Annotated in this window: 26 protein-coding genes, 1 tRNA gene and 1 other RNA gene; 4 read left to right on the top strand and 24 right to left on the bottom strand. The window is 61.2% G+C overall.

Annotated elements, in window-relative coordinates:
• Window positions 1-9: 9 nt before the first annotated feature.
• Window positions 10-783, top strand: a complete 774-nt coding sequence (locus AC13CE_RS09795) for a DUF6118 family protein (protein WP_482972235.1) — start codon at window positions 10-12, stop codon at window positions 781-783.
• Between the two features lie 647 nt (window positions 784-1,430).
• Here AC13CE_RS09795 and AC13CE_RS09790 read toward each other — a convergent pair.
• The 13 genes from AC13CE_RS09790 to AC13CE_RS09730 form a co-directional block, all read right to left on the bottom strand.
• Window positions 1,431-1,670, bottom strand: a complete 240-nt coding sequence (locus AC13CE_RS09790; RefSeq protein WP_482972234.1) for a hypothetical protein — start codon at window positions 1,668-1,670, stop codon at window positions 1,431-1,433.
• Window positions 1,671-1,799: 129 nt separating this feature from the next.
• On the bottom strand, window positions 1,800-2,054 hold the full coding sequence (locus tag AC13CE_RS09785; protein ID WP_482972233.1) for a cold-shock protein: 255 nt from the start codon (window positions 2,052-2,054) through the stop codon (window positions 1,800-1,802).
• A gap of 153 nt (window positions 2,055-2,207) precedes the next feature.
• Window positions 2,208-2,393, bottom strand: a complete 186-nt coding sequence (locus AC13CE_RS09780) for a hypothetical protein (protein WP_482972232.1) — start codon at window positions 2,391-2,393, stop codon at window positions 2,208-2,210.
• A gap of 33 nt (window positions 2,394-2,426) precedes the next feature.
• A complete protein-coding gene (locus tag AC13CE_RS09775; protein ID WP_482972231.1) occupies window positions 2,427-2,639 on the bottom strand; it encodes a hypothetical protein in 213 nt (70 codons plus the stop codon).
• Between the two features lie 67 nt (window positions 2,640-2,706).
• Window positions 2,707-2,916, bottom strand: coding sequence for a cold-shock protein (locus AC13CE_RS09770; RefSeq protein ID WP_482972230.1), 210 nt, complete (start codon window positions 2,914-2,916; stop codon window positions 2,707-2,709).
• Window positions 2,917-3,107: 191 nt separating this feature from the next.
• On the bottom strand, window positions 3,108-3,332 hold the full coding sequence (locus AC13CE_RS09765; RefSeq protein ID WP_482972229.1) for a hypothetical protein: 225 nt from the start codon (window positions 3,330-3,332) through the stop codon (window positions 3,108-3,110).
• A 58-nt stretch (window positions 3,333-3,390) separates the two neighbouring features.
• Window positions 3,391-3,534, bottom strand: coding sequence for a hypothetical protein (locus AC13CE_RS09760; protein ID WP_482972228.1), 144 nt, complete (start codon window positions 3,532-3,534; stop codon window positions 3,391-3,393).
• A gap of 55 nt (window positions 3,535-3,589) precedes the next feature.
• Window positions 3,590-3,856 carry a translation initiation factor IF-1 gene (gene infA, locus AC13CE_RS09755; protein ID WP_482972227.1) on the bottom strand — a complete coding sequence of 89 codons (267 nt, stop codon included), beginning with the start codon at window positions 3,854-3,856 and terminating at the stop codon, window positions 3,590-3,592.
• A 241-nt stretch (window positions 3,857-4,097) separates the two neighbouring features.
• Complete coding sequence (locus AC13CE_RS09750) at window positions 4,098-4,307, bottom strand: hypothetical protein (protein ID WP_482972226.1); 210 nt, start codon at window positions 4,305-4,307, stop codon at window positions 4,098-4,100.
• 1 nt (window position 4,308) lies between these two features.
• Entirely contained in the window at window positions 4,309-4,506 is a 198-nt protein-coding gene (locus AC13CE_RS09745; protein ID WP_482972225.1) for a hypothetical protein, read from the bottom strand.
• Window positions 4,507-4,574: 68 nt separating this feature from the next.
• Window positions 4,575-4,832: a cold-shock protein gene (locus AC13CE_RS09740; protein WP_482972224.1), complete on the bottom strand. Its 258-nt coding sequence runs from the start codon at window positions 4,830-4,832 to the stop codon at window positions 4,575-4,577.
• Between the two features lie 301 nt (window positions 4,833-5,133).
• The gene (locus tag AC13CE_RS09735) at window positions 5,134-6,324 is read right to left on the bottom strand and encodes a tyrosine-type recombinase/integrase (protein WP_482972223.1); all 1,191 of its coding nucleotides are present in this window, start codon (window positions 6,322-6,324) and stop codon (window positions 5,134-5,136) included.
• A 196-nt stretch (window positions 6,325-6,520) separates the two neighbouring features.
• Window positions 6,521-6,606, bottom strand: a tRNA-Tyr gene (locus tag AC13CE_RS09730).
• Between the two features lie 155 nt (window positions 6,607-6,761).
• On the opposite strand from AC13CE_RS09730, the gene rlmB reads away from it, so the two are divergent.
• Window positions 6,762-7,553 carry a 23S rRNA (guanosine(2251)-2'-O)-methyltransferase RlmB gene (gene rlmB, locus AC13CE_RS09725; RefSeq protein WP_482972222.1) on the top strand — a complete coding sequence of 264 codons (792 nt, stop codon included), beginning with the start codon at window positions 6,762-6,764 and terminating at the stop codon, window positions 7,551-7,553.
• 21 nt (window positions 7,554-7,574) lie between these two features.
• Complete coding sequence (locus AC13CE_RS09720) at window positions 7,575-8,420, top strand: hypothetical protein (protein WP_221539661.1); 846 nt, start codon at window positions 7,575-7,577, stop codon at window positions 8,418-8,420.
• Window positions 8,421-8,494: 74 nt separating this feature from the next.
• Here the strand turns inward: AC13CE_RS09720 and AC13CE_RS09715 are convergent, their stop codons facing one another.
• From AC13CE_RS09715 to AC13CE_RS09680, 8 genes are all read right to left on the bottom strand, one after another.
• Window positions 8,495-8,767: an HU family DNA-binding protein gene (locus AC13CE_RS09715; RefSeq protein ID WP_006834374.1), complete on the bottom strand. Its 273-nt coding sequence runs from the start codon at window positions 8,765-8,767 to the stop codon at window positions 8,495-8,497.
• Window positions 8,768-8,980: 213 nt separating this feature from the next.
• Window positions 8,981-11,374 (bottom strand): endopeptidase La, encoded by a 2,394-nt coding sequence (lon, locus tag AC13CE_RS09710; RefSeq protein ID WP_482972221.1) that lies wholly within the window; start codon window positions 11,372-11,374, stop codon window positions 8,981-8,983.
• Window positions 11,375-11,671: 297 nt separating this feature from the next.
• A complete protein-coding gene (locus AC13CE_RS09705) occupies window positions 11,672-12,013 on the bottom strand; it encodes a YbaB/EbfC family nucleoid-associated protein (RefSeq protein ID WP_221539665.1) in 342 nt (113 codons plus the stop codon).
• Window positions 12,014-12,023: 10 nt separating this feature from the next.
• A complete protein-coding gene (locus AC13CE_RS09700; protein ID WP_482972220.1) occupies window positions 12,024-13,862 on the bottom strand; it encodes a DNA polymerase III subunit gamma/tau in 1,839 nt (612 codons plus the stop codon).
• A 50-nt stretch (window positions 13,863-13,912) separates the two neighbouring features.
• Window positions 13,913-14,007, bottom strand: an RNA gene (ffs, locus tag AC13CE_RS09695) — signal recognition particle sRNA small type.
• A gap of 34 nt (window positions 14,008-14,041) precedes the next feature.
• Window positions 14,042-14,320, bottom strand: coding sequence for an ETC complex I subunit (locus tag AC13CE_RS09690; protein WP_221539669.1), 279 nt, complete (start codon window positions 14,318-14,320; stop codon window positions 14,042-14,044).
• 15 nt (window positions 14,321-14,335) lie between these two features.
• Entirely contained in the window at window positions 14,336-16,762 is a 2,427-nt protein-coding gene (gene hrpB / locus AC13CE_RS09685; RefSeq protein WP_482972219.1) for an ATP-dependent helicase HrpB, read from the bottom strand.
• Window positions 16,763-16,791: 29 nt separating this feature from the next.
• On the bottom strand, window positions 16,792-17,808 hold the full coding sequence (locus tag AC13CE_RS09680) for a polyprenyl synthetase family protein (RefSeq protein WP_473820587.1): 1,017 nt from the start codon (window positions 17,806-17,808) through the stop codon (window positions 16,792-16,794).
• A gap of 67 nt (window positions 17,809-17,875) precedes the next feature.
• Here AC13CE_RS09680 and AC13CE_RS09675 point away from each other — a divergent pair, with 67 nt between their 5' ends.
• Window positions 17,876-18,190 carry a chorismate mutase gene (locus AC13CE_RS09675; protein ID WP_473820607.1) on the top strand — a complete coding sequence of 105 codons (315 nt, stop codon included), beginning with the start codon at window positions 17,876-17,878 and terminating at the stop codon, window positions 18,188-18,190.
• On the opposite strand, the gene AC13CE_RS09670 is transcribed toward AC13CE_RS09675, so the two are convergent.
• From AC13CE_RS09670 to AC13CE_RS09660, 3 genes are read right to left on the bottom strand one after another with little or no spacing between them, the layout of a single operon-like run.
• Window positions 18,187-18,825, bottom strand: a complete 639-nt coding sequence (locus AC13CE_RS09670) for a hypothetical protein (protein ID WP_473820588.1) — start codon at window positions 18,823-18,825, stop codon at window positions 18,187-18,189. The two genes, AC13CE_RS09675 and AC13CE_RS09670, sit on opposite strands and share 4 nt — an antisense overlap.
• A 40-nt stretch (window positions 18,826-18,865) precedes the next feature.
• Entirely contained in the window at window positions 18,866-20,359 is a 1,494-nt protein-coding gene (locus AC13CE_RS09665) for a sensor histidine kinase (protein WP_473820590.1), read from the bottom strand.
• On the bottom strand, window positions 20,307-20,987 hold the full coding sequence (locus AC13CE_RS09660) for a response regulator transcription factor (protein WP_221539679.1): 681 nt from the start codon (window positions 20,985-20,987) through the stop codon (window positions 20,307-20,309). Before AC13CE_RS09660 ends, AC13CE_RS09665 begins: the two co-directional genes overlap by 53 nt.
• Between the last annotated feature and the right edge of the window lie 44 nt (window positions 20,988-21,031).

Genomic DNA, 21,031 nt, shown 5'->3' with positions numbered 1-21,031 from the left:
AGAAACGACATGGAAGACGGCCACATCGAAGAAGTGCAGCTGGACCTCGAAGTCGAGGAACCACCAACCCCGGAACCAGAACCGGAAGGCGTAACAGAAACCGATCCGGCAACGGAAGCGTTCGCTCGTCTCGAAGGCGAAATGGCGATGGTGCGCCATACGGTCCAGAACATGGCGAGGGAGCGAGCCGACATCGTTGTTCCGGACTACACCGCCACACTCGGCCAGATAGCCGATCAGCTGGCGCAGGTCTCGGATACTTTGAGCAAGATCGGCAACAAGCCCGCCATCGAGCTGACCCCGGAAGACATTGCAGTTCAGATCAAGCGCGCTTCACTCGACATGCTGCGCGACAGCAGCGACCTGTTCCGGCACGGACGCAAAGACTTCGACAGCGCCGCCGCGCAGCTCAGTGCGATGGTGGGGCGTGTCCGCGCCGAGGACGACCAGAAGCGCCAGACCTGGCGTTTTGCAGGCATAGGGCTGGCTGCCGGTATCCTGCTATGGGCGATCCTACCCGGTACCATCGCCCGCGCCATGCCCGAGAGCTGGCATTGGCCCGAAAGGATGGCTCGCAAAGCCGTTGGCGAGCCGACTATCGTGGAAGCCGGTATTCGGTTGATCCGATCACAGAATCCCGAGGCATGGGAGGAAATCGCCGAGGTTGCCAGGATCCTAAATGCAAATCGCGACAGCTTCGAACAATGCAAAGATAGGGCACAAAATACTGAAAAGTCAGTTGAATGTACTTTTCACTACGCCGAGAAAGGGATCGGCTACTAGCCAGGAAGTCCTTTGCATTGGCTAAACACAAATGAAAAATGGCCTCCATCCCAAAATGGAGCGGACGCCTTTAGTCGATGTTGGCATTGCGAACACCGCAATGCCGCCCTTCGGGTCGTCTTGGTGCAGGGCTGCTGCTAATTGGATAAATCGTGAGGCATTTCACCCTCACCAGAAGGTTGGCACCGATCTGAGAGAGCAAGTTCAACCCGGGAACGTCCTTCGTCGCTGGCGATGGCCAAATCGATGGGGCGGCCGCCCAAGGCTTCGCTATGCGTGTTCATGAATTCAATCGCGGCTTCACGTCCTAGAACCATCATGGCCATACGCGTTGTTTCACCCTGGCGGCGCGATGCCGCGGGTGTAAGGCGAGGCAACGCATTGCGCCGCGTCACCATGTGCGCGCAACGTCTGGATGGATTATAGATATCGAAGGGAAGGACATGTCTCGCTCCTCGCTGCAAGTGGGAGCACAACCTGTCTCTCAGTCGCAGCCACTCGAAAAAATCCCTGCGATGTGGATTGCTCTAGCACAGGATTGACCCGTTGCCTCACGATTTCTCACCGTGACCCTTGTTTCGGCGAACTAAACATATCCGACTTCTACAACTATCATGTTCGAACACCGATGCCAGACCTTCAAGACTTCAGCTCTGGTCGTAGCTGTAGCGGATTGACCTCTCGATCGCTTCAATGAATTGTTCGCCATACTGTTTGGTGGACACATGGTCCTGTTCGTCCTGCCCAAGTGTATGGCCCCGGCCAAAAGTGCGGGAGAGCCTCGAAAGAAAATCCGGTTCGCCTTCAGCCATATGCCGGATAAGCGCCTGCAATATGCGTTCGTGAGCGAGTACCCTGCGTTCAAGATCGGTGTTCTCGATTGTCATGTGCGTGGGTCTTTCAGTTATCTGATGATTGCACCAACTCGGCTGCCACCATTTGGCTGACACTGCCCCCTTTCGAGAGCTCGGCAACCGAGTGCGTTCCTGCTCCCGGTTGCCGTCAGCAAATCAGCGCTAGCCAGCCTGACTGCCGGCCTGCTCCTTGACCTCATTCGATTCTGCAGTCTGGGGATGCAAGTTGATGGCATATCGCTTGCCATTGTCCGCATCCTTCACGTCATAGCCGTAGCGCTCGTCCTGCTTGGGCGCATTGGCTTCATCCTTGAGGTCGGACTTGCGGAATGCAAGGACGTCACCGCCCTTTTCAGGGGTGATCCGGCCCTTGCCGACGCTGCTGTCGTAGTTCTTGATCTTGCCGTAATAAGTCATGGTGATTTCCTTCAGATGTGCTTGCAGCCCGCCAGAATTGACCTGGCTGCGACTAAGAGGCGAAACTGAAGGAGGTGGCTTCTCTCAACTGGAAACCTGAGACCGTCGATTGCGGCTGGTAGCTGACTTATAAATGGTGCTTGCGACTCTCAGTTACAAGCTTTCCGCTGTCAGAATATCCATCACTTCATCGAAATTTTCATGTACGTTGATCTGAGTGCCGCCTGAAAAGTTCAGGATCGCCCCCCATTCGCCCCTGCCGCCGAAAAGAATTTTCTCGGCACAACACGATACTGCCGTTCCGTCTGTACGATGGAACATGACGAAATCAGGCTTCATTGACATATAGATCTCTTCGAATACTTGATCCGTTTACTCTGAGTTGATTTCTCGATCTCGGCTCTCGCCCTTTTCCCGTTGGGATTTTTCCCTATCGAGCTTCACCTTACGCGCCTGTTCGGCGAGGCCGCGCCAGGTCTTCTCCGCTCGAATTTCGCGTTCTCTTACGTTGTCGAGGGTCGCGCTCTCTGCCGCCGCCGCCGCCGCATCCGCGCGCTCGCGGTAGAACTCATATGAGTCGGCCATTTAGGGCTCCAATTCTGCTTGGAGGAATCTGAGCGCGACGAACGAGCCGCCGCGCTCAAATGAAGAATCAATCGGCGGCCGAGAGATTGACCGCGCTGGCCTTACCGTTGCGTCCGGTCTCGACTTCATAGTTGAGCCGCTGGTCCTTATCGAGCGTCGTCATGCCCGCCGCCTGAACGGCAGAAATATGCACAAAGCTGTCGGCAGAGCCGTCATCGGGCTGGATAAAGCCATAGCCCTTGTCGCCATTGAAGAATTTTACAGTACCGATAGTCATTTCGCTTCCTTTCAAGAAACGGTTTAGGCCTGTCCGCGCGATTGCGAGCAGGGGTCGTGCGTCAAGTCGTCAATTGAAAGGAGGTCGTCATATCCAAGGCGCGAAAATCGGAATTTTCCGGTTTCCTAACCAGGCGTCGATATCCGTCGAAATTCAACGTGAGCAGATTTGGTCGGGCGGCTTCTTGCGAACTAGACGATCGCTTCGGAGCCCGTTTTTGTCAGAACCGAGTTGGAAAACTGGGCCTTGCTCCAGGCACAGGCTGCGGCAGCGCCCAGCCCATGCTGGAAGTCGCTGATACGACCAGCGATGCGTGAAGCCTTCGCGAGTTTGGCCAAGCGGTCGTCATCATTCGCGGCACCGTCCGCACCCATAAGGGCTCGCTGGTGCTCGGCATATTGATAATTGAGGTCCATGTCGGCTCTCCTGCTGTGGCGGGAATGCTGATGCATGGCCGCGAGTGTCTCGTGTCGCTCAGTCGATCATCGTGGCGACGAGACGTCGCAACTCGGCAATCGGCATGTGACTGGATTTTGTCCGGTCACGGTCCGCGCCATTTGCATGTATGGCGCCATAGCGCGGCGAAAGTTTGGGGCGCGACGTATCGCGCAGGTTCATTGCATTCATTTTTCTTATGTTCGGCAGGTTCTTCCCGCCGCCTTATTCTAAAGTGTCAGCGCCTGTATCCGCGTTTGCGGCCACCAGCGGGCCCTTGCCCGGGTGTTCGTTCGCGGAAGACGATCCGGCCCTTGGTCAGATCATAGGGCGTCAATTCGACATGTACGCGGTCTCCAACGACCGATTTGATACGATAGCGACGCATCTTGCCTGCAGTGTAGCAGATAAGCCGATGCTCATTATCGAGTGTGACGCCGAAGCGGCCATCGGGCAGGATCTCATTGATCTCACCTTCCATCGTAATGAGCTCTTCCTTCGCCAATCCATCTTCCTTGCGTACGAAAAATCATCCGCGCGGACGTATTCCGCTGCGGAGCCATGTTGGATGAAATGGAAGTGGTGCCGATCTCGCGCTTGTGCGCTCATTGCGGCAATCATAATCCGTCGCAAACGACGTTAGGCAATATCTATATAGCAGCGTGCAAAAAAATTTCAATGGTGCTGGTCAAATGGTTTGGAAATTGTCGCATATGTTGACGTGACCCGCTCCGACCGGATCGCACTCATTGAGCTTCAGACTGACGCCGATGCTCGGCCAGCGCATCCTCCAGACTGGAATATCTGTATGGGCCGACACGGTATTGGGTGACAGTCACCGCAGTGATCCCTTCGGGCAATACCGGCGATGGAATCGGTTTTACCGAGCCACCCTCGTTCTCCCACTCGTTTGTCGCCTGAGCCTTGCTGCCTGGCGCTTCGGTATCCTGGTTCATGCTATTGGAGCCTTTCCGATGGAAGCTGGCCCCGGGAAATGCCGGTCCAGGACGGAACCGCCTCGGTCCGAACGGCTCTGATGCGCCTTTCATAGTAGCCAACGAGATCGAAATAGGTCTTCCGATCTTCCAACGAGGCCGACCGGGCCGCATTGGCCTTTGCGAGCTCGTAATTGAAAATCAGTTGATCGAGCGTCATGGCGAACTCCTCTCACACCTCGCAGGAAAAGGCGGCCGGGGCTTGTCCGCCCCGACCGCGATAGAGCGCTAACCCTGCTGGGCGCGCGCCTGCTGTTCCTGCAGGCTGGGACCTTCGCCCTGCTGCGGCTGCAGGTTGATGGCCCGCTTGTTGCCGCCGTTGACCTCGCTGGTGTCGTAACCGTAGCGCTGATCGACGCTGGGCTCCTGTGCTTCCTGTTGCAGGTCCTTCCGCCCGAACGGCAGCGCGTCGCCGCCCTTGTCCGGGGTGATCATGCCGGTGCCCTTGCCACTGTCGTAGCTCTTGATCTTGCCGAAATGTGTCATGTTATGTCCTTCAGTATGACTGCAGCGCGCCAGAATTGGACCGGCTGCGACTAAGAGGCGGAACTGAAGGAGGTGGCTTCTCGAAACTGGAAGCCTAAGACCGTCGATTGCGACTGGTAGCTACATTGTAGATGGGCGCACTTGGATGAATATACAAGTCCGAACCGAAAACATATTCAAGGGAGGATCAATGCTGGAGCGGCACCCATCGCGACCAATTCACGGAAAATGAATAGCATCCAATTTGGCCTGAGATCGCCATAATCATCAACGCACAGTGTGAACTGCTAAGATCATGCACTCACTGCGAAGCAGCATGGGCTGCGCAATAGTCTCCCCACGCTTCCATCAGCTTGACGCGTGCGCCCGGATTGTCCGGCGTCCCGAGATAGGTGGTGCGGCGATAGGCTGCTTGGACCGCATCCGGCGTCTTGTGCGCCAGGGCGGCTTCGACGACCGCATTGGGAAAGCCTTCGTTCGCGGCCCAGTCGGTAAAGCTGGAGCGGAAACCGTGGACGTGGAAGGGCTCCTGCATATCGCGCATGACTTTGAGCAGCGTCATGTTGGACATCGCCTTGCCTGTCATGCCGGGGAAGACCACTTCGGCTCCCTCCATCTGCATTGCCTCAGCCTTCGTAAGGACCGCCAGAGCTGCTTCTGACAGTGGCACGATGTGCGCCCTGCTGCGCTTCATGTGTTCGGCTGGGATTGTCCAAAGGCGCTGATCCAGATCGAATTCATCCCATCTAGCAAGGCGCACTTCCTGCGAGCGAACGCCCGTCAGAATGAGGAGGTCGAGTGCAAGGCGCGAATAAGAAGGCTTGCGCCGCAACGCGGTCAAGAATGAAGGAACGGCGACGTATGGCATCGCCTTTCGGTTTGCCGGTTTCTTGACCTGTCGCGGGAGTCCTCGCCCCGCTTTCAAACTGCTGTTGCCCGATGGAGCCTCCGTGGAGCGCCAGCCCTTTGCATGGGAGTAATCAAGCACCGCGCAAATCCGGTTGCGGACCTGGCGAGCGGTTTCGGGGATTTCCTGCCAGATCGGCGTGAGGACCGAGATGATATCGGCAGCGGTGATTCCGCCAGTCGTCATGTCGCCCAGTTTCGGGAAGGCGTAGTTCTCCAGACTGGCCAGCCACTGACGACCGTAGACATCACTCTTCCAGCCGGCCTCGTTCTCGGAGTGATATTGGGTAGCGGCATCGCGAAAGGTGACCTTGGCGGCTTCCTCGTCCTTGCGCTCGGTCAGCACGTCGCGCTTTTCAACCTTCACGGCTTTGCGGAGTTCAGCAGACCTCGCGCGCGCTTCGGCCAACGTCACCAGCTTCGCACTACCCAGACCAATGTCTTGTCGCTTGCCATCCCGCTGGAGTCGCAAAAGCCAGGAAGCCGCACCAGTTTTTCCAACTTTCAGGAAAAGTCCGTCGCCGTCCTGATAGGTGCCCGGATTCGCCAAGGCAGCCTTGACCGCCACTGCTGTAAGTTTGCCCATTCTCGTTCCCCACATTTCTGGAGGCCAATTGAGAGAGCCACTGTGTGGGGAAGCCTACTTCCTTCCCCACACCTTCCCCACACTCACTGCCGGTTGCAGGCAAATAGTAGCGAACAGAGGCGGCCATCGGAAGGCAGAATACCCTTGGTTTTCTGAGATTTCTAGGGCTTTTCGGGGATGTTCTGAGAAAGGGCGGTGGTGGACAGGGCTGGATTCGAACCAGCGTACGCTTGCGCGGGCAGATTTACAGTCTGCTGCCTTTAACCACTCGGCCACCTGTCCACACCGGTTCGCCATCTTTCCCGAAAACGGGCGAAAGAGCGGGGATGCGCTGGGGCATCCCCTGCCGAGAGGCGCCCCTTTGGCGAAGCGGCGCTTGCCTGTCAATGCCCTCGCTGGCAGGAGCGCGACGCAATCTCGATTACAGGACATGAAGCATGGCAAAAGGCGAACGCAAACGCGCATTGAGGGGCCGGGCCGGCCGCATGAAGGGCGGGCGCGGAAGCGGCCGGGCAAGTCCGGGACAGGTCCGTCTGTGGGGACGCCACGCGGTCGAAGCGGCGCTCAAGAATCCGGACAGGCAGCACCGCAAGCTTTGGGCGACGCGCGAAGGCGTGGCCTCGCTCGACGGCGAACTGCCGGCCGATTTCCCCGTCGAATATGCCGATGTCCAGGACCTCGCCCGCCTCGTTGCCAAGGATGCCCCGCATCAGGGCCTGGTTCTCGAGTGCGCGGCGCTGGAAGACCGTTTCCTCGACGAAGTTCTCGACGGCGATCCGGCGCGTCCGATCATTGTGCTCGATCAGGTAACCGATCCGCACAATGTCGGCGCGATCATGCGCTCGGCGGTGGCCTTCAACGCAGCCGCCCTCGTCACGCAGGATCGGCACGCGCCTCCCGAAGGCGGGGTGATCGCCAAATCGGCATCCGGCGCGCTCGAGACGCTGCCATGGATTCGCGTGGTCAATCTCGCCCGCGCAATGGAAGAAATGGCCGAGGCAGGATATTGGCGCATCGGTCTGACCGGCCATACAGAAACCACATTCGCCGAAGCGTTGCCCACAGGTCCCGTAGCAATTGTTCTGGGCGCGGAAGGCGAAGGCATGCGCCAGAATATCGAAGCGCATTGCGATGCCTTGGCGAAATTGCCGATTTCTAACGAAATCGAAAGCCTCAACGTGTCCAACGCGGCGGCGATCGCGCTATATGCGGTAGCTACAAGGGACTGACTACAGACAGGGGGATTCACCGTGACGAGTATTTCGATGAAGCTGCGCGCATGCGGACTGGCTACGGCGAGTTCGCTAGCGCTCACGGGCTGCCTGCTCACGCCGGGTGCCTTCACCAGTGAATTGCACCTGATGCAGGATGGCGCTTTCAGCTACAGCTACGACGGCGAGATCCAGATGCTCGCCCTGTCGAAACTAGCGGAAATGGCCGATCAGCCGGAAGAGTTCGAGGCCGAGTGCTGGGACGAGGAATTCGAAACCCGCGAATGCACGCCCGCCGAAGTCAAGGAACAACGCGCAGAATGGGACGCGGCCGCAAGCGAACGCGAGGCGGAACGCGAGAAGGAGGCCGAGCAGATGAGGGCCGTTCTCGGCGGGATCGACCCTTCGGATCCCGAAGCGGCGCAGGAACTGGCCGACAAACTGGAACGTCAGCGGGGCTGGGAAATGGTTACCTACAAGGGTGACGGGCTGTTCGATGTCGACTTCCGCATATCGGGCAGCCTGACCCATGATTTCGCTTTTCCGACGATCGAGAAGATGCCGATGGGCAGCATGTTCGTCACCGTAATGCTGCGCGACGAAAATCAGGTCCGTATCGATGCTCCCGGATTTGCGGCACAGGGTGGCGGGAATCCGATGCAGGGCATGATGGCTGGTATGGCCGGTCTCGCCCAGCTGGCGGAGGATGAGGACATAGGAAAGATCGCCGTGCCCGAGGGTACGTTCACGATTGTCACTGACGGACGCATCCTCGCCAATAATACCGATGAAGGTCCGGCGGCGCATTCACTAGGTCAGACGCTGGTCTGGGAAATCAGCCCGCGCACGGAACAGGCACCGACGGCCCTGATTGCGTTCGACTGAATAGATGAAGACACGAAAAACGCCGCGGCCACTCGCGTGACTGCGGCGTTTTTATGTAAGGACAGAAACGTGTCTTAGTTGACGGCGTCCTTCAGGCCCTTGCCAGCCTTGAACTTGGGCTGGTTCGAAGCAGGGATGTTCATCGGTTCGCCGGTGCGCGGATTGCGGCCGGTCGAGGCCTTGCGCTTGGCGACCGAGAAGGTGCCGAAGCCGACCAGACGAACTTCATCGCCCTTAGAAAGCGACTTGGTGATAGCGTCGAACACACCTTCGACAGCGCTTGACGCGTCGCTCTTCGACAGGCCGCTAGCTTCCGCGACAGCACCGATCAGATCGTTCTTGTTCATATTCTTTAGAACCCCCTCAATTCGAGTTTTGAATTATGGCCTGGTGAATCGTTTCACCCGAGAGGCAGCGAATTGAGAGGCTTTTGGCCCGCGTGTCAAAGGCAAAATCCGCAATAATTGGCGGTTTTTGGCCTTGAAGACCCGATTGTGCGGCAAAACGAGCTTTTGTTGTGCCGCAACGAGACATCTCGCTGCGGCGCAACAAATCAATTGCTAATGCGCCGTCGGCGATGCGCCGGTCACTTGTGGGTGGCCCGGCTGGCTTGCCAGATCGTCCGCCTCGGTCCACTCGATCGGATCGGGGAGCGAAGTCAAAGCGTGTTCGAGCACTTCGTCGACGTGGGATACCGCGACGATCTCGAGCCCCTCCTTCACGTTTGCCGGAATCTCGGCGAGATCCTTCACGTTCTCTTCGGGAATAAGGACCTTCTTGATCCCGCCCCGCAGCGCAGCGAGCAGTTTTTCCTTCAGGCCGCCGATAGGCAGAACCCGGCCGCGCAGTGTCACTTCGCCGGTCATCGCCACATCGGGCCGTACCGGAACGCCCGACAGGGTCGAGACGATGGAAGTAACCATGCCGATGCCCGCGCTGGGACCGTCCTTGGGCACAGCGCCTTCGGGCAGGTGGATATGGATGTTCTTGCGCTGGAAGATGCTCGGCTTGATGCCGTAATGCGGGGCGCGCGCCTTCACAAAGCTGAAGGCCGCGGCAACGCTTTCGTTCATCACCTCGCCCAGCTTGCCGGTCGTCTTGATCTCGCCCTTGCCCGGCGTGGTCACGCTTTCGATGGTCAGCAATTCGCCGCCCACCTCGGTCCACGCCAACCCGGTAACCGCGCCGACCTGCGCTTCTTCTTCGCCCATACCGTGCTTGAACTTGCGCACACCGGCGAAGTCGGAAAGGTTTTCGGGCGTGATTGTGACGCTTTCCGCCTTCCCTTCGAGGATGCGGCGCAGGCTCTTGCGGCATAGCCGGGCAAGCTCGCGCTCCAGCGTGCGGACGCCTGCCTCACGCGTGTAATAGCGGATCAGGTCGCGCAGCGCCTCTTCAGTCAGCTCGAACTCGCCTTCCTTGAGGCCGTGATCCTTGACCTGCTTGGCGAGCAGGTGACGGGTCGCGATCTCGACCTTCTCGTCCTCGGTATAACCTTCCAGCCGGATGATCTCCATGCGGTCGAGCAGGGGCTGCGGCAAGTTGAGGCTGTTCGCCGTGGTGACGAACATGATGTCCGAAAGGTCGAGGTCGAGTTCCAGATAATGGTCCTGGAACTTGTTGTTCTGTTCGGGATCCAGAACCTCGAGCAAAGCCGAGGCCGGATCGCCGCGGAAATCCTGGCCCAGCTTGTCGATCTCGTCGAGCAGGAACAACGGGTTGATCTTGCCCGCCTTCTTGAGATTGCTGACGATCTTGCCCGGAAGCGAGCCGATATAGGTGCGGCGGTGGCCGCGGATTTCGGCTTCGTCGCGCACACCGCCCAGCGACTGGCGAATGAATTCCCGCCCGGTCGCCTTGGCGATGCTCTTGCCGAGGCTGGTCTTGCCGACGCCGGGAGGGCCTACGAGGCACAGGATCGGGCCCTTCAGCTTGTTGGTGCGCGCCTGCACGGCGAGATATTCGATGATCCGGTCCTTGACCTTCTCCAGCGCATAGTGATCCGCGTCGAGGATTTCCTGCGCCTTGCCGATATCCTTCTTGACCTTGCTCTTCTTGCCCCAGGGCAGGCCGAGCAACACGTCCAGATAGTTGCGGATGACGGTCGCCTCGGCGCTCATCGGCTGCATGGCCTTGAGCTTCTTCAGCTCGCTTTCGGCCTTGGCGCGCGCTTCCTTGCTGAGCTTGGTCTTGCCGATCTTCTCGGTCAGCTCGGCGATCTCGTTGCCGCCGTCCTCGTCGCCGTCGCCCAGCTCGTTCTGGATCGCCTTCAACTGCTCGTTGAGGTAATATTCGCGCTGGGTCTTCTCCATCTGCCGCTTCACGCGGCCACGGATGCGGCGCTCCACCTGCAGGACCGACAGTTCGCCTTCCATGAAGGACATCACCATTTCAAGGCGCTTCAGCGGATCGGTTTCGACCAGCAGGGACTGCTTGTCGGAGACCTTGGCCTGAATGGCGGCAGCAATGGTATCGGCCAGCTCGCCTGCATCGTCGATCTCGCCGAGCTGTTCGGCAGCATCGTCGCCGATCTTCTTGTTGAGCTTGGCATATTCGCCGAATTGTTCGATCACCTGGCGCATCATCGCGCTGATCTCGGTGCCCGAAGCGGTCGGCTCCTCGATCATCGAAACTTCGGCGGCGACATATTCGCCGACCGTGCGCAGTTCGTGCAGCTTGGCACGTTCCTGCCCTTCGACCAGCACGCGGACGGTGCCGTCGGGCAGCTTGAGCAGCTGGAGAACCTGCGCGATCACACCGGTGTCATAAAGATCGCGGGCTTCGGGATCGTCACAGCCCGGATCGAGCTGCGACAGGAGGAAAATGTCCTTGGAACCTTCCATCGCAGCTTCGAGCGCCGCAACCGACTTGTCGCGCCCGACGAAGAGCGGGACGACCATGCCGGGAAAAACGACAATGTCGCGCAGGGGAAGGAGGGGAAAGGTCTCGGTCATATAATCAGTCCATTTGCGGCCCGGAGCGGGGCCTGCGTCTCGCGAGGGAATATGGGTAGCGGACCGCCCGGGCGCAATGTCCGCCCCGGGTTAAGCTGTGCACAGCGCGATCCGTTTAGCTTCGGCAGCTGCAATCCGAGACATGGACCGCATGGACCACTGTCCAGGAGGCAAAAACCTGACAACTTGTGCAGCGGGAGATTCGACGGCCGAACAGGCTCGAAAACAGGCATGCCATCCGGCGCTAGCACGGGGTCACAGATGTAGGACAGCAGCCCGTGCCGGAGCGTAGAAGCGTTACCCAAATCCGGGAATATTCATGCCCGGCGGCAGGCCCATGCCACCCTGGATCTTTTCCATTTCCTCGGCCGACTTGCGGTCCGCCTTGTCGCGCGCATCGTTGAAAGCTGCGGCCACGAGGTCTTCGACCATCTGCTTTTCTTCCACCTTCATCAGGCTTTCGTCGATCGTCACGCCGATGATGCGTCCGCGTGCTGTGGCACGCACCTTGACCAGACCGCCGCCTGCCGCGCCTTCGACCTCGATATTGTCGAGCTTGGCCTGCACATCGTTCATCTGGGTCTGGATCTGCTCGGCCGCCTTCTGCGCGGCAGCGATCATTTCTTCCATCGACTTCATAGGATCGTCCTCATGCTCTGCGGTTCCAGGGAACCTCGCGCCGGATCGGGGGGAGTTCGGCGCCGTCTTCGATTATTTCGGCATCGGGAAAGGCAGCTTCAACCGCTTTCACCATGGGATGTTCTCGCATGGCCGCTTTTGCAGCCTCGCGCTCGGACTTTTCGCGCTCGACCATCGAGGGTCGCGCCTGCTCCGGATCGCCCGTTTCGAGCTGCCAGCGGGTCTCGGTCACTGCATAGAGTGCATCGCGCAAGACCGGTTCGATGGCATCGGAATATTTCGCGTCACGGGCGTAGACCAGCCTGCCCATCTCCACGCTGATCGGGCGGATTTGCAAGCGCATGATACTTTCGGCCTGCAATTTTCCGGCCGCAGAGACCTTCTCGACCAGCTCTTCCCAATCGAGCGAGGCCGCCGGAGCGCTCGCCCCGCCTTCGCCCGCCTCGCTTGCAGGGGCCGGCCCGCGCGCTGCGAGTTCCTCGATCTGTTTGGCCAGCTTGCCGGGATCGGGCATGTCTGAGGCGTGCAGCACGCGCAGCAGCGCCATGCGCGCCGACACCAGCGGATCGGGCGCCTGCCGCACTTCCTCGTGCCCCTTGAGCAGGAGTTGCCACAAGCGGTGGACCTGGCCGACAGAGAGACGCTCCGCCCATTCGGTCAGCTGTTCGCGTTCCTCGGCAGTGGTCGCATCGGCTTCTCCGCCCGAAACCTGCGCGAGCGCAATCCGATGCGTGAGGTCCATCAACGAACGCATCAGTGCCAGCGGCTCGACACCGAGCGCATATTGGTCGTCCACCGCAGTCAGTGTGGCCTTCGCATCGCCATTGAGGATGTGCGCGAAGAGCCGCCGCTGTGCGCCCCGGTCGGCGAGACCCAGCATGTCGCGCACGCGCTCCGCCGTGACCATGCCGCCGGTATCCATGTCGGCATGGGCGATTGCCTGGTCGAGGATCGACAGCCCGTCACGCACCGAACCTTCGGCGGCATTGGCGACGATGTGGATCGCCTCTTCCTCCGCCTCGACGCCTTCCTTGCGGCAAATCTCGGTAAAATGCGCCTCGAGCAATTCGACCGGTATGCGCCGCAGGTCGAACCGCTGCGTCCGGCTGAGCACCGTTACCGGCAGTTTATCGACCTCGGTCGTTGCGAAGAGGAACTTCACATGCGCGGGCGGTTCTTCCAGCGTCTTGAGCAACGCGTTGAAGGCGTTGCGCGAGAGCATGTGGACCTCGTCGATGATGTAGATCTTGTAACGCGCACTGACCGCAGCATAGCGTACCGCCTCGATGATCTCGCGCACGTCGTCGACGCCGGTATGGCTGGCGGCGTCCATTTCGATCACGTCGATATGGCGGCCTTCGGCGATGGCCGTGCACGGCTCGCACACGCCGCAGGGGCTGATCGTGGGACCGCCCTTCCCGTCCGGCCCGATGCAGTTCAGCGCCTTGGCGATGAGGCGCGCGGTCGAGGTCTTGCCGACCCCGCGAACGCCGGTCATCAGGAAGGCATGGGCCAGCCGGTCGCGCGCGATCGCATTGGCCAGTGTGCGGACCATGGCATCCTGCCCGATCAGCTCGGCAAATGTCTGCGGACGGTATTTGCGCGCGAGTACGCGATAGGGCTGTGCCGGTTCGGCAGAGGGAGCGGTGGAGTCTTCAGTCGGGACCGCTGCCGCTTCGGCAGGTTCCTTTGCCGGTTCCTCGGCAGGAGCAGGCGGCGCCTCGGGCTCGGTCGCATCGCCGAACATCGAATTCTGCCCCGCGGCCTCCAGTTCGGCGGCGCTCGGCGCATCCTCTTCCGCATCGGTCTCCCAGGGAAGGCCGTCAGTACTATCCGGTGAATCACCCATGCAGGTTTAGGTAGGCGCAGACGCGCCGAATGTCATGAAGGGTGTGGGAAAATAAAGGAGCCGAGCGACCCGCCGCAATTCACCTGGGCTGCTTCCTTCCGGACCTGACCCGGTGAGCGAACGCAAACGTCCACCCGACTCCCGGCGCGCCATATGGCGATGTGGGAGCTAGAAATCAATCACCGAAAGTTGTCGGCGTAAGCCTGGATCTTGAGAGACCTGGGAGGCGTGGCGTGAACGCGAGCGGCGATGCCGTATTTCTCGGCATAGGCTTTCGCCTCTTCCTTGGTCGGAAACGTCAGCAACACCTGCGCCTGCGTATCGCTGCTGCCGGTCCAGCCCATCAACGGGTCTGCGTGACGCGCCTCGGATTGCTCGAATTCGAGCACCCATTCATCGGTACGGGCCCTGCCCGACTGCATCGCATTCTTGGGTCGCTGATAGATTCTGGCGGTCATGTGGTGCCCTGTAATTCAGCCTTCGCTTCTTGAAAAGGCGTTCTTGGTCTTCAAACTGGGCTTTTCCGTCCAGGGCTCCTCAGGCCAGCGGTGCTTGGGATAGCGGCCTTTCATGTCCTTACGCACATCGTCCCAGCTGCCGCGCCAGAAGCCGGGCAGGTCGCGGGTCGCCTGAATCGGGCGTCCGGCGGGGCTGGTCAGCTTGAGCAGGAGCGGGGTTCTGCCCACAACCGGATGGCGATCCAGTCCGAACAGCGCCTGCACGCGGACTTCGACGCTCGGCGCATCGTCTCCGGTATAGTCGATCCGGTGTGAGGTTCCGGCAGGCGAGGTGAATTCACGCGGCGCCTCGCGGTCGAGCCGCTGGCGGGTGTCCCAATCGAGCATGCCGAGCAGCGCATCGACGAGCTTTCCCCTGGGCACGTCGCAATCGCGCCGCCCCCCGAGCAGCGGTGCCAGCCATACATCGGCGGTCTCGGCCAGCTTGGAGGCAGCGAACGCGTCCAGTCCGATGAAGGCGGCGCGCGCCTGCAGGTCGGCAGGAACAAGTTTTGCCACGTTCTTCAACGCCTTTTCCACAAGCATATCCACAAGCGCCTGTGGATCGGGGTCGGGATCGGGGCCGGCAGCGAGCGTTATCGCGCCCATCCGCTTCTCCAGCAGCGTTTCGACTCGATCGCCTTTCCAGCGCAGGACCGGGCGGCGTTCGATCCGCTCGTCCAGCCAGAGTTCCAGATCGCGCTCTTCAAGAGCGATAGCGGAGGTAATCCGCGCGCCTTTCGCCTGTCCCTGCGCATCGCCGATCACCAGGAATTCGGCGCGCGCCAGAGAGGATGCCGGATCGAGCATGAAACCGCGTCCGCCCGCAGCAAGCCAGTTCTCGCCCGAAGGATCGCGGCGTTTGGCCACGAAGTCTGGACGACCTGCGGCAAGGAGGATTGCCGGCGGGACGTCACGCCTCTCACGCCGCTGGGTCAACGTGTTCGCCAGCTTCGCCCATCGTTCGGCCAGCTTGCGGCTGGCCTCGGCGCGCGCTCCGCGATCGCCGTTCCACCGGGCAAGGCGGGCTTCGAGATCCTCGCCGCGCCCGCCCAGCCCGCGCTCCTGCAGGAGCAGCGCCAGCCGTGCAGCAGTGTCTGCCGCGCCATGCTCTGCGCCAAACAGCACCATCGCAGCCGAGGACGGATCGAGCGGCAGACCCGCTAGTTTCTGCCCCCGCTCCGTAATACGCCCTTCCCCGTCCAGCGCACCGAGCCCTTCGAGTGTCTGGCGCGCCGCCGAAACCGAGGCGGTTGGCGGCGGGTCGAGCCATTGCAGGCTTGCCGGATCGCTCGTCCCCCATTTGGCGAGGTCGAGCACCAGCGGTGCCAGGTCGGCAGTCTCCATTTCGGGCGGATCGAAAACAGGCCTCCCCGCATGTCCGGCTTCCTCCCACAGGCGGTACGCTACCCCCGGCCCCTGCCGCGCCGCGCGCCCGGCCCGCTGTGCGGCGGCAGCCTGGCTGGCACGGTGGGTCACGAGATGCGTCGTCCCGGCTGCCCGGTCGAATTCGGCACGGCGCGACAGGCCCGCATCGACCACCACGGAAACCCCGTCCAGCGTTAGCGAGGTTTCGGCAATCGCGGTTGCCAGCACGATCCGCCGGCGGCCTTCGGGATCGCGGCGGATGGCAGCACGCTGGTCGGCGGGTTGGACCTGGCCGTGAAGCGGCAGGACCAGCGCCTTGGGCAGCCGGTTCGCCAGTCGCTCGCGGGTCCGCTCGATCTCGCCGACTCCGGGCAGGAAGGCGAGGATATCGCCCTCTTCCTCACGCCAGGCGGTAGCAATCGCAGCGGTTACTGCGTCTTCCATACGCGTCTGGGGTGAGGAACCCAGCCAGCGGATGTCCAGCGGATATGCGCGGCCCTGGCTTTCGATCACAGGCGTGTCTTCGCCCATCAGCGAGGCAAAACGCGACCCGTCGATGGTCGCCGACATGACGAGGACACGCAGGTCTTCGCGCAGCACGGCCTGAGTCTCCAGCGCCAGCGCCAATCCAAGGTCGCTATCGAGATGCCGCTCATGCGCCTCGTCGAACAGCACGGCGGAGATGCCGGACAGTTCGGGATCGCCAAGGATGGTGTTTACGAAGATCGCTTCGGTCACCACCAGCACCCGTGTCCTGGCAGAGCGCTTGCTGTCGAGGCGGGTGAGATAGCCGATGGTCTCGCCCGGCTTCTCGCCCAGCATCTGTGCCATGCGCTCCGCCGCCGCACGTGCGGCAACGCGGCGAAGCGAAGTCAGGATGATCGTGCCGGTGCACCAATCTTCGCCAAGCAGCGCCGGCGCGACTGCGGTTGTCTTGCCCGCCCCGGGCGGCGCGACCAAGACCAGGCCATTCCTGTTTCGCACGCCCGCAATCAGATCGGGCAAGGCATCTTGTATGGGAAGTGGATCGGACACGCGGGCGTCCTACACTTTCGGTCGCGCGATCAATACCCCCGTGAAACCGCGAAAAGCGCGGCCTGCGTCATGGCGCGGCGGGCCTTGCCATCGGGGAAGATCGACAGGGCATCGATAGCGCGCTGTGCGAAATGCCGCGCGCGGGCCTTGGTGTCGGCGACGGCGTTGTGGCTGTCGATCAGGCGGATCGCCTCTTCCAGATCGGCGTCCGATGTGCGGAAACCGCCGATGGCGGCCTTCCAGAATTCCCGCTCTTCCTCGCTTCCGCGGGCATAGGCGAGGATGACCGGCAGGGTCATCTTGCCTTCGCGGAAATCGTCGCCGCGATCCTTGCCCATTTCTTCAGCATCCGAATCGTAATCGAGCGCATCGTCGACCAGCTGGAAGGCGACCCCGAGATTACGGCCATATTCGTCGAGCGCGCGCTCTTCCTCCTCGCTACTTTCGGCGACCACGGCCGCAATACGGCTGGCGGCGGCGAAAAGCGCGGCGGTCTTGGCGCGGATGATGTGGAGGTAGCGTTCCTCGCTCGTATCGATCTTGCGCTGGGCAGTCAGCTGGTCGACCTCCCCCTCGGCGATGATCGCGCTGGCGCCCGAGAGAATCTTGAGCACCTTCAGGCTGCCGTCCTCGGTCATCAGCTCGAAACTGCGGCTGAAGAGGAAATCTCCGACCAGCACAGTGGCGGGATTGCCGAAAATGATGTTCGCCGCCGCCTTGCCGCGCCGCAGGTCGCTGCCGTCGACGACATCGTCATGCAGCAGGGTGGCGGTGTGGATGAACTCCACCGCGGCGGCGAGCTTGTAATGACGTGCGCCGGTATACCCCACCAGTTCAGCGCCCGCGAGGGTCAGCATCGGCCTCAGGCGCTTGCCACCGCCGGAGATCAGATGCCCGGCCAGTGCGGGAATCAGGGGTACCTCGCTCTGCATCCGGTCGAGAATGACCTGGTTGACTTGATTCATGCCCTGCGCGGTCAGCGCCAGCATGGGCTCGATCGAGGGCTGCGGGGCCTGGCGCGGCAGGGGAACGACGTCTGCTGTCATGTCAGCTTGGCCATGTCCTGCCTAACCTTTCTTGGCAAGAGCCGGATTGGCGCTAATCTGGCAAGCGATGACGCAGGACGCGCAACAACCCTCCGCCGAAGACCCAACGCTCGCGAGCTTTCGCAAGAGCATCGACAATATCGATGCCGCGCTGGTCCATATGCTCGCCGAACGATTCCGGATCACGCAGGCGGTCGGCGCCTATAAAGCGAAAGCTACTTTGCCCCCGGCCGATCCGGCGCGCGAGGCCGAGCAGATCGCCCGGCTGCGCCGCCTGGCCGAAGAGAGCGAGCTAGACCCGGAGTTCAGCGAGAAATTCCTACGCTTCATCATCGACGAGGTTATCCGCCACCACGAAAGGGCGCGGCAGGACGAAGCCTAATCGTCGTGCTTGCGGTCCCTGCCTGACGGATTGGGGACGGCAGTCGTGCGCCGCTGTTGCCGTACAGGACGTTCCGCCCGGGCGGGCGCACGGGACTGCGGCGGGGCAGGACGAACCTGTCTCGCGCCAGTCGCGGCAGGCGGGACCCGACCTTGTCGCCTGGACTCGCGGGCTTCCCGGCGCTGGTTGCGTGATGCGGCTTCTGCCGCACCGCGCACAGCGCCAGCAGCAAAACCTTCGTTCCTGTCGCGGCGGCCGCCGGAACGATGATCGCGGTAATGTCCATCGCGATCACGCCTGTAGCCGCCCCAGTTATCGCGAATGTCACGGGCACCACCGCGCCGCGCTATCCAATAGTTGCGGTGGCGGTCGTTCCAGCGGTGACGATGGCCGCGCCGGTCGTATACGTAGTAGCCGGTGCCGGGGTAATAATAGTCGTCGTACCAGCCGTAATAGGAGTCATAATACGGGTCGTAATAGGGATCGTAGTACCCGCCCGAATTATATCCCACGCCCACCGATACGCTGGAGCCATAGGGATCGAGCATCGTGGCGCAGCCTGACAATGCCAGGCCGGAAGCCATGACGAGCCCCATGCGAAGCGCGGGGAATTTACGGGGTGCGATCTTGTCCATGACACGTGTTATGTCAGCGACGGATTGAACAGCGCGTGAATTAGATACCCGGCCGCGGCAGGCGCAAGGTTACCATCAGACCGCCCAGGTCTTCGCTTTCACTCAGTTCAACCGTGCCCGCATAGATTTCCGCCACATCACGGACAATGGCCAGGCCCAGTCCGGTGCCCGGCTTGCCCGTGTCCAGCCGCGCACCGCGATCGAAAATCCGCTCGCGCTGCGCTTCGGGGATGCCGGGGCCGTCATCTTCCACCCAGATAATGCACTGCTCCGAGCCCGGCTGCGCGTCGACGGTGACGAATACGCTGCCTCCACCATATTTTGCGGCATTCTCGATCAGATTGCCGAGGATTTCGTCGAGATCCTGGCGCTCCATGGCGACGGCGGCATGGCGGTTTCCGTCCAGGTCGAAGCGCGTATCCTCGTAAATCCTCGTCACCGCACGCAATACGCTTTGCACGCTGGGCCAGACTTCGGCGCGGGTATGCCCCGATGCGCGCCGCCCGACTGCTCTTGCCCTGGCAAGGTGATGCTCGACGTGACGCTGCATGGTTTTCGTCTCGCGGCAGACGAGGTCCGAAAGTTTGGGATCATGCGCCGTTGCCGCATTGGTCAGAACCGTCAGCGGGGTCTTGAGTGCGTGGGCGAGATTGCCTGCATGGGTGCGGGCCTCTTCCGCCTGCCTTTCGCTATGGGCCAGAAGCGCGTTGATTTCCTCCACCAGCGGCTCGACCTCGAGTGGTAGCGGATCGTCGATCCGGTTGGCCCCGGCGGAGCGCATCGACTGGATTGCAGCGCGTACACGGCGGAGCGGGGACAGCCCGTAATAGCTTTGCAGCACGGCCATGATCAACAGTCCGAGGCCGAGCGCCGCGAAGCTCCAGACCAGGATCGAGCGGATGCGCGATATTTGGAAGTCCAGTTCTTCCCGCGCCGAAGCGACGGTAAAGGTCCAGCGCGTTTCGCTGTCCGGCAGGATGATATTGCGCTCCACCACGCGCAGCGGTTCGTCGGGGAACTGGTTGCTGTCGTAAAAGTGGGGCGCGTCGTCCACATCGCCGCCCCGCACCTCCAGTGTCCGGTCCCACAGGCTGCGGCTGGGATAGGGATCCCTGCCCGGCCCGGTAATCTGCCAGTACACGCCGCTGTTGACCTCGAGAAAGCGCTGGTCGCCGAGCGAACGATAGAAACGCACGTCTCCCCAATCGTCGACCTCTGCCGAAGCGATCAGGGCGGTGAGGACGTATTCGAGCTGGTCGTCGAAATTGTTCTGGACCTGGCTGGTGAGCGCCCTTTCGAGCGCAAAACCTCCGCCAAGCAGCAATACCGATATCCAGATTGCCGCGATCGCCATCATGCGCGCGGCCAGGCTTCGCCGCGGGGCAGGCGTGGCTACGGTGACGGGATCGCCATCGGATGCGGACGCAGCGGCGTCTGCGTGCGGGGAACCCGCCGCCGGACGCGCCCCGCCCACACCTTCTTCAGGATGCGCGCGGCTGGTCAGCGGGGTCGTCGAGGCTGTAACCGAGTCCACGGATCGTTGTGATTACCTCTGCACCCAGCTTCTTGCGGATGCGTGTGACGAAGACCTCGATCGTATTCGAATCGCGGTCGAAATCCTGATCGTAAATGTGTTCGATCAGTTCGGTGCGGCTGACTACCTTGCCCTTGTGGTGCATGAGATAGGACAGCAGCTTGTATTCCTGCGCAGTCAGCTTGACCGGTTCACCCTTCAATGTCACCCGCCCCGAACGTGTGTCGAGACGCACGTCGCCGGCGGTCAGTTCGCTGGAGGTATTGCCCGAAGCGCGGCGGATAAGCGCACGCAGGCGGGCGATCAGTTCCTCGGTCTGGAAAGGCTTGGCGAGATAATCGTCCGCGCCCGCATCGAGACCGGCCACCTTGTCGGACCAGCTGTCACGCGCGGTGAGAACAAGGACAGGGAACTTTCGCCCTTCCTTGCGCCACATGCCGAGCACGGTCAGCCCGTCGATCTCCGGCAGGCCCAGATCCAGGATCACGGCATCGTAATCCTCGGTCGAACCGAGAAAATGCCCGTCTTCGCCATCGGTCGACAGGTCGATCGCATAGCCGTTCTGTTCCAGCGTGCTCTTGAGCTGCAGGCCGAGCGTCGGCTCGTCTTCGACGATCAGGATTCTCATGAATTTCCGTCCTCGCTAATAATCTTGCGCATGTCGTTCATGTA

The organism is Qipengyuania sp. B-5 (genome assembly GCF_056857815.1).
This window is presented reverse-complemented; position numbering and strand designations above follow the sequence as displayed.